7 protein-coding genes are annotated in these 7,136 nt (G+C 71.4%); 5 read left to right on the top strand and 2 right to left on the bottom strand.

Annotated elements, in window-relative coordinates; all coding sequences use genetic code 11:
- Nucleotides 1–53 precede the first annotated feature (53 nt).
- The 3 genes from hrcA (at nt 54) to dnaN (ending at nt 3,032) form a co-directional block, all read left to right on the top strand.
- Nucleotides 54–1,154 (top strand): heat-inducible transcriptional repressor HrcA, encoded by a 1,101-nt coding sequence (gene hrcA, locus JWP28_RS02365; RefSeq protein ID WP_299539570.1) that lies wholly within the window; start codon nt 54–56, stop codon nt 1,152–1,154.
- Between the two features lie 15 nt (nt 1,155–1,169).
- Nucleotides 1,170–1,799: a nucleotide exchange factor GrpE gene (gene grpE, locus JWP28_RS02370; RefSeq protein WP_299539572.1), complete on the top strand. Its 630-nt coding sequence runs from the start codon at nt 1,170–1,172 to the stop codon at nt 1,797–1,799.
- 114 nt (nt 1,800–1,913) lie between these two features.
- Complete coding sequence (gene dnaN, locus JWP28_RS02375) at nt 1,914–3,032, top strand: DNA polymerase III subunit beta (RefSeq protein ID WP_299539574.1); 1,119 nt, start codon at nt 1,914–1,916, stop codon at nt 3,030–3,032.
- Between the two features lie 37 nt (nt 3,033–3,069).
- Here dnaN and JWP28_RS02380 read toward each other — a convergent pair whose 3' ends face one another.
- Nucleotides 3,070–3,309, bottom strand: a complete 240-nt coding sequence (locus JWP28_RS02380) for a zinc-finger domain-containing protein (protein WP_299539582.1) — start codon at nt 3,307–3,309, stop codon at nt 3,070–3,072.
- 164 nt (nt 3,310–3,473) lie between these two features.
- On the opposite strand from JWP28_RS02380, the gene JWP28_RS02385 reads away from it, so the two are divergent.
- The gene (locus JWP28_RS02385) at nt 3,474–4,424 is read left to right on the top strand and encodes an ABC transporter ATP-binding protein (protein WP_299539577.1); all 951 of its coding nucleotides are present in this window, start codon (nt 3,474–3,476) and stop codon (nt 4,422–4,424) included.
- Nucleotides 4,425–4,568: 144 nt separating this feature from the next.
- On the opposite strand, the gene JWP28_RS02390 is transcribed toward JWP28_RS02385, so the two are convergent.
- Entirely contained in the window at nt 4,569–5,126 is a 558-nt protein-coding gene (locus JWP28_RS02390) for a GNAT family N-acetyltransferase (protein ID WP_299539579.1), read from the bottom strand.
- 84 nt (nt 5,127–5,210) lie between these two features.
- Here JWP28_RS02390 and mutS point away from each other — a divergent pair.
- Nucleotides 5,211–7,136, top strand: a 1,926-nt coding sequence (gene mutS, locus JWP28_RS02395; RefSeq protein WP_299539581.1) for a DNA mismatch repair protein MutS, incomplete at its 3' end; no start/stop codon positions are given.

The raw sequence follows: 7,136 nt of genomic DNA on the forward strand, positions 1-7,136 counted from the left end.
GCGTCTTGCGCGGAAAGAGGCGGCGCTTATCCTAGATCGTTGAGGCCCAGTCCATGGGCGCCCTGAGAAGCCCGCCGCACGCTGACGTGAGCACCCCCCTTTTCGTACCCGGGCCTTCGCTGGCCGAACTCGACGAACGCGCCCGGGATATCTTCCGGCGCATCGTGGAGAGCTATCTCGAGACCGGCGAACCGGTGGGGTCGCGGACGCTCTCCAAGACCGGGCTGTCGCTGTCGCCGGCCTCGATCCGCAACACCATGCAGGACCTCACCCACCTGGGGCTGCTGGGCGCGCCGCACGTCAGCGCGGGCCGGCTGCCGACCCATGCGGGCCTGCGGCTGTTCGTCGACGGCCTGCTGGAGGTGGGCGACGTCGGCGAGGACGAGCGGCGCTCGATCGAGGCGCGGCTGCACGCCCACGGCCGCAATTTCGAGGACGCACTCAACGAGGCCAGCTCCATCCTCTCCGGCCTGGCCGGCGGGGCGGGGGTGGTGGTGACGCCGATCCGCGACGCCGGGGTCAAGCACGTGGAGTTCGTCTCGCTGGGTGTCGAGCGGACCCTGGCGATCATGGTGTTCGCCGACGGCACGGTGGAGAATCGGCTGATCCGCCTGCCGGCCGGGGTGACGCCCTCGGCGCTGACCGAGGCCTCCAACTTCCTCAACGCCCGCCTGCGCGGCCGCACCCTGGTGGAGGCCAAGGTCGACCTGCGCGCCGAGCTCGACCGCGCCAAGCGCGAGCTCAACGAGACCGCCGCGCGGCTGGTGGAGGACGGGCTGGCGGCCTGGGGCGGCGGCGAGGCGGAGGAGCGGGCGCTGATCGTCCGTGGCCGCGCCAACCTGCTGGAGGAGCCGCAGGCCCGCGAGGACCTGGAGCGGGTGCGCTCGCTGTTCGACGACCTGGAGCAGAAGGAGCAGCTGATCCAGCTGCTCGATGGGGTGCGCGAGGGGGCCGGCGTGCGCATCTTCATCGGCGCCGAAACCCGGCTGTTCTCGCTTTCGGGTTCCGCCGTGATCGCGGCGCCCTATATGACGGGCTCACAGCGGGTGTTGGGCGCGATCGGAGTGATCGGGCCTGCCCGGCTGAACTATGCCCGGATCATCCCGTTGGTGGACTATACCGCCCGGGTGCTCGGGCAGGTGATGAACGCTTGAGAGACGAAGGACCAGATGTCCGAAGACAACACGCCCCCCGGGGCTGGCGACGAAGCCGACGCCTTCCTCGCCGATGCGGTCGAAGGTGAGCTCGCGGCCCTCAGGGCCGAGACCGCGGCGCTGAAGGAACAGATCCTCCGCTACGCCGCCGAGGCCGAGAACACCCGGCGCCGCGCCGAGCGCGAGGCCAACGACGCGCGCGCCTACGCCATCCAGAAGTTCGCCCGCGACCTGCTGGGCGTCGCCGACAACCTTTCCCGCGCGCTCGCCCACGAACCGACCGACGTCGCCGACCCGGCCGTGAAGAACTTCGTGCTCGGCGTCGAGATGACCGAGAAGGAGCTGCAAGGCGCCTTCGAGCGCAACGGCCTGAAGCGGATCGCGCCGGCCAAGGGCGACAAGTTCGACCCGCACCAGCACCAGGCCATCACCGAGGCGCCGGGGACCGACGTGGCCCCCGGCGGCGTCGTCGAGCTGATGCAGCCGGGCTACGAGCTGCTCGGCCGCCTGGTGCGTCCCGCCATGGTTGTCGTCGCCGCCAAGGCCGCGGGCGCCGAGCCCCGCAAGCCCGACGGCGCCGGTCCGAACCCCTATTCCGCGGGCGACGACGCCGAGGCCGGCGGGTCGGTGGATCGGCGCGCCTGATCGCCTCGCGCGCCCCTTCCCCGAGCCTGCAAATCCGTTAATGTCGCAAGTCCCTTCCTGGTCGGGGGGCGCAGGCTGCGAATCGCGCCTGCGCGGAGCGGTTCGGACAAAGACATGAAGCTGACGATCGAGCGGGCGGCGCTCTTAAAGGCGCTGGGGCACGTGCAGAGCGCCGTCGAACGACGCAACACCATCCCGATCCTGTCGAACGTGCTGTTGTCGGCCGAGCGCGACCGGCTGACGTTTTCGGCCACCGACCTCGACATGGAGATCATCGACGAGGCCCTGGCTCAGGTGGACCAGCCCGGCCAGATCACCGCGCCGGCCCACACCCTCTATGAGATCGTCCGCAAGCTGCCGGAAGGCGCCGACGTCTCATTGAGCTTCACCGGCGAGGACCCTCGCCTGACGGTGTCGGCGGGCCGCAGCCGCTTCAACCTGCCGGTGCTGCCGGCCGGCGACTTCCCGGTGATGAGCCCCGACGGGCTCTCCGGGCGCCTCGCGGTCGACGTGGGCGACCTGATCCGCCTGATCGACAAGACCCGGTTCGCGATCTCGGCGGAGGAAACCCGCTATTATCTGAACGGCCTCTATCTCCACACGGTGGTCGAGGACGGAAAGACTATGCTCAGAGCCGTCGCCACCGACGGCTCCCGACTGGCGCTGGCCGAGATGATCGCCCCGGAAGGCGCCGCCGGCGCGCCTGGCGTCATCGTGCCGCGCAAGACGGTCAGCGAGGCGCGGCGCCTGCTGGAAGACGCCGGCGAGCAGGTCGAGCTGCAGATCAGCCCCCAGAAGGTGCGCTTCGACTTCGGCGGCGCGGCCCTGACGTCCAAGGTCATCGACGGCACCTTCCCCGACTATCCGCGGGTGATCCCCAAGGACAACAACCGCATCGTCCGGGTGGACTCAAAGCTGTTCGCCCAGGCCGTCGACCGGGTGGCCACCATTTCGGCGGAGAAGAGCCGGTCCGTGCGTATGGCCGTCGAGGGCGGCAAGTGCGTGCTCACCGTACGCAACATGGAGGCCGGCCAGGCGGTCGAGGAGCTGGAGCTCGACTACGACGGCGACCCCTTCGAGCTGTCGTTCAACGCCCGCTACCTGCTGGACATCACCGACCAGATCTCCGGCGAAATGGCCGAACTCCGCTTCGGCGGCCCCAACGACCCGGCCCTGGTGCTCGATCCGCAGGACGCGGACGTGCAGTACATCCTGATGCCGCTGAGGGTGTAACGCCCATCCCTCCCGATGAAGGGGAGGGATGACGCCTTCAGTGCCCGTGGGAGCCTTCGTAGACGCCGGGCGCCAGCAGTTCGTCTTCCGGTCCCTCGGTTCCGGCGGCCAGCACAAAGCGGCGGTCGCAGTAGGGGCACTCGACGAAGTCGCCCTCGCCCATCTCCAGATAGACCCGCGGGTGGCCGAGCGCGCCGCCGACCCCGTCGCAGGCCACGCGCCTGGAGCGGACCACGATGACCTCCGGCGGCGGTATGGCGGCTGGGTGGCCCGGCATGGCGGCGGCCACTGGCGGCTTCACCTTGCGGCCGGCCTTGGTGGGAGCTTTGCGTGCCATCTGGTCGGTTCCTGTTGGCGGCCCTGATTGTGATGGCCGCGCCGCGCGCCTAGGTATGCGACCGCGGCTTTCGCCGTCAACGACGGGATGCCCCAAGGACACCGATGGACCTGCCTGACTACGCGATCGAGGCCAAGGGCCTGGTCAAGACCTACGCCGCGACCAAGACGACGCCGGAAATGCAGGCGCTGAAGGGCATCGATCTCGCCATCCCGCGCGGCTCGATCTTCGGCCTGCTGGGCCCCAACGGCGCCGGCAAGTCGACCTTCATCAACATCCTGGCCGGGCTCTGCCGCAAGACCGCGGGCCAGGTGATCATCTGGGGCCGCGACATCGACGAGCGTCCGCGCGACGCCCGCGCCGCCATCGGCGTGGTGCCGCAGGAGATCGCCGCCGACCCCTTCTTCACCCCGCGCGAGTCGATGGACGTCGCGGCCGGCATGTACGCCGTGCCCAGGGCCGAGCGGCGGACGATGGAGCTGCTCAACGCGCTCGGTCTCGGCGACAAGGCCGATGCCTATGTCCGCCAGCTCTCCGGCGGCATGAAACGCCGGCTGATGGTCGCCAAGGCCATGGTCCACAACCCGCCGGTGCTGATCCTCGACGAACCCACCGCCGGCGTCGACGTGGAGCTGCGCCGCCAGCTCTGGGCCTATGTGCTGGAGCTAAACCGCAAGGGCGTGACCATCGTGCTCACCACCCACTACCTGGAAGAGGCGCAGGAGCTCTGCGACCAGATCGCCATCATCAATCGCGGCCAGGTGGTGGCTTGCGAGCCGACCACCACGCTGCTGGCCCGCATGGACACCCGCAAGGTGCTGGTGACGCCGGACCAGCCGATGACCGCCACGCCGGCGCTGGCCGGGTTCGAGACCCACCTGCTGCCTTCCGGCGGCTTCTCGGTCAGCTACCGCACCGGCCAGTCGTCGGTGGAACAGGTGCTGGCCGCCATCCGCGCCGCCGGCTTGCACATCAAGGACATCTCCACCGAGGACCCGGACCTGGAGGACGTGTTCGTCTCCCTGACCTATGCGGCGCCGGAGGGGGTGGCTTAACTGTCTTCCCCCGGTACGGGGGAAATGTCGCCAATGCCGAAGGCGGGCGACAATGGGGGAAGTCTCTTCGTCGCTTTCACTTCCCCCATCGACCCTCGACCTGCGGTCGTCGGGGATGGTTTCCCCCGTACCGGGGGAAGACCCTCACCCGATCAGCTTCGAAATATCCCGCCACCGGTACGCCACTTCGTACAGCAGCCGCCCCCCCGGCCCGGGCTCCTGCCGCGCCGCTTCCGGTTCGCCGCCGAGGTGCTCGTAGAAGCCCCGGGCGCGGATGTTGTCGCGCAGCACCGAGATCATCAGCGACGTCGACCCTTGCGCGGCCAGCGCGCGGGCGCCGTCGGTCATCAGCCGCCCGCCCAGCCCACGGCCCTGCGCCTGGCGCAGCACATAGAGGGTGGCCACCTCGGCCTCGCCGGCGACCCCACGGCGGGAGGGGCCGCCCTGCAAATAGCCCACCAAGCCATAGCGGTCGGCGGCGGCGAGCGTCACGCCGTCGCCCGGCGCGGACAGCTGCCGGCGGAACCGGCGCGCGAACCCCGCCTCACTCATCCGCGCCAGGAAGGCGTCCGGCAGCAGGCCGCGGTAGGTCTCGCGCCAGGAGGTCACATGGACCCGCGCCAACTCCTCGGCGTCCGACGGACCGGCGGGAAAGACCACGAAGCTCAACGGGCGGAAGCTCCACCAGGATACGACATCCATCCACAGCTTGGGCTTGTTCGTCCCAGGTTCAAGGGGTCTGCGGGGCTGACGGGACTCACTGCGACAGATAGCGTCGCGCCGCCCATGAACGCCCAGGCTTCCGTCACCCTGCCCGACCCCGCCGCCGGCGCCTCGCCGGTGATGGCGCAGTACTTCGAGGCCAAGGCCCGCCAGCCCGACGCCCTGGTGTTCTTCCGCATGGGCGACTTCTACGAGCTGTTCTTCGAGGACGCCGGCAAGGCGGCCGCCGCGCTCGGCATCACACTCACCGCCCGCGGCCAGCACGGCGGCGCCCCGATCCCCATGTGCGGCGTGCCGGTGCACGCCGCTGAGGCCTATCTCGCCAAGCTGATCCGCGCCGGCTTCAAGGTCGCCGTCTGCGAGCAGATGGAGAACCCCGCCGAGGCCAGGAAGCGCGGCTCCAAGTCGGTGGTCCACCGCGACGTGGTCCGCGTGGTGACGCCCGGCACGCTGACCGAGGAGGGCCTGCTCGACGCCCGCGGCGCCAACCGGCTGGCGGCCATCGCCGTGCGGGGCGGGCAGGCGGCGGTGGCCAGCGTCGAGCTCTCCACCGGCGAGGTGGAGTGCCTGGCGACCGGCGTGGCCGGCCTGGCCTCCGCGCTCGCCGCCCTCGGCCCGTCCGAGATCCTGGTCCCCGACCGGCTGTTCGCCGACGAAGCCATCTCCAACGCCCTGAAGTCCGCCGGCGGCTTCGTCCAACCCTTGCCGCAGGCGCTGGCCGAACCGGCGGCGTCGGAGGCCAGGCTGAAGCGGCTCTACGGCGTCGACACCCTCGACGGCTTCGGCGCGCTATCCGGCGCCGAGGTCTCGGCGCTCGGCCTGATCGCCGCCCACCTGGAGACCACCCAGGCCGGCCGCCTGCCTGCGCTGTCGGCCCCACGCCGGGCCGGCGAAGCCGACGTCATGGCCATCGACCCGGCGACGCGGACCAGCCTGGAGATCGAGAAGGCCACCTCCGGCTCGCGCGAGGGCTCGCTGCTCGCCGCCATCGACCGCACGGTGACCGCGCCGGGCGCCCGCCTGCTGGCCGCGCGCCTCGCCCGCCCGCTGCTCGACCCGGCCGCCATCGACGCCCGACTGGATGCGGTGGCCTGGTTCTGCGAGCACCGGCCGCAGCGCCAGAAGCTGCGCGAGGCGCTGAAAGGGCTGGGCGACATGGCGCGCGCGCTCTCCCGCCTGGCGCTCGGCCGCGGCGGGCCGCGCGACCTGGGTTGCCTGCGCGACGGCTTGGCCATCGGCGAGGCGGTGACCGGCCTCTTCGCCGCCACCCGCGATCCGCTGGTGCAGCCTCCGGAAGAGGTGGCCGCCGCGCTCCGGGCCCTGACGCCGGCCCTGCACCCCGACCTCGCCCAGTTCCGCGCCCTGCTCACCGAGGGCCTCGGCCAGGACCTGCCGGCGCTGGCCCGCGATGGCGGCTTCGTGGGCGAGGGCGTGCGGCCCGAGCTCGACCAGGCGCGCGCGCTGCGCGACGACAGCCGCCGCGTGATCGCCCAGCTGGAGGCCCGCCTTGCCTCGGAGAGCGGCGTCGCGCTGAAGGTCCGCCACAACGCCGTGCTCGGCTACTTCGTGGAGACCACCGCCAAGGCCGCCGAGCCGCTGTTCTCAGCCCCGCTCAACGCGACCTTCATCCACCGCCAGACGCTCGCCAACCAGGTGCGCTTCACCACCGTCGAACTGGCCGAATTGGACGCCAAGATCGCCCAGGCGGCCGAACGCGCCCTGGCCATCGAGCTCGACACCTTCGAGGCCTGGCGCGACGCCGCCACCTCGGTCGCCGCCGACCTGCAGGCCTGCGCCAACGCCGCGGCGCGTCTCGACGTCGCCGCGGGCGTGGCCGAATGGGCCGAGGACGTGGGCGCCGCGCGCCCGGTCGTCGACCGCTCCACCGCCTTCGAGGCCGAGGCCGCCCGCCATCCGGTGGTCGAGGCCGCCGTCCGCCGCGCGGGCGAGCCCTTCACGCCCAACGACTGCCGCCTGGACGGCGCGGGC

Origin of the sequence: Phenylobacterium sp. (genome assembly GCF_028290885.1) — a bacterium.
Classification (GTDB): domain Bacteria; phylum Pseudomonadota; class Alphaproteobacteria; order Caulobacterales; family Caulobacteraceae; genus Phenylobacterium.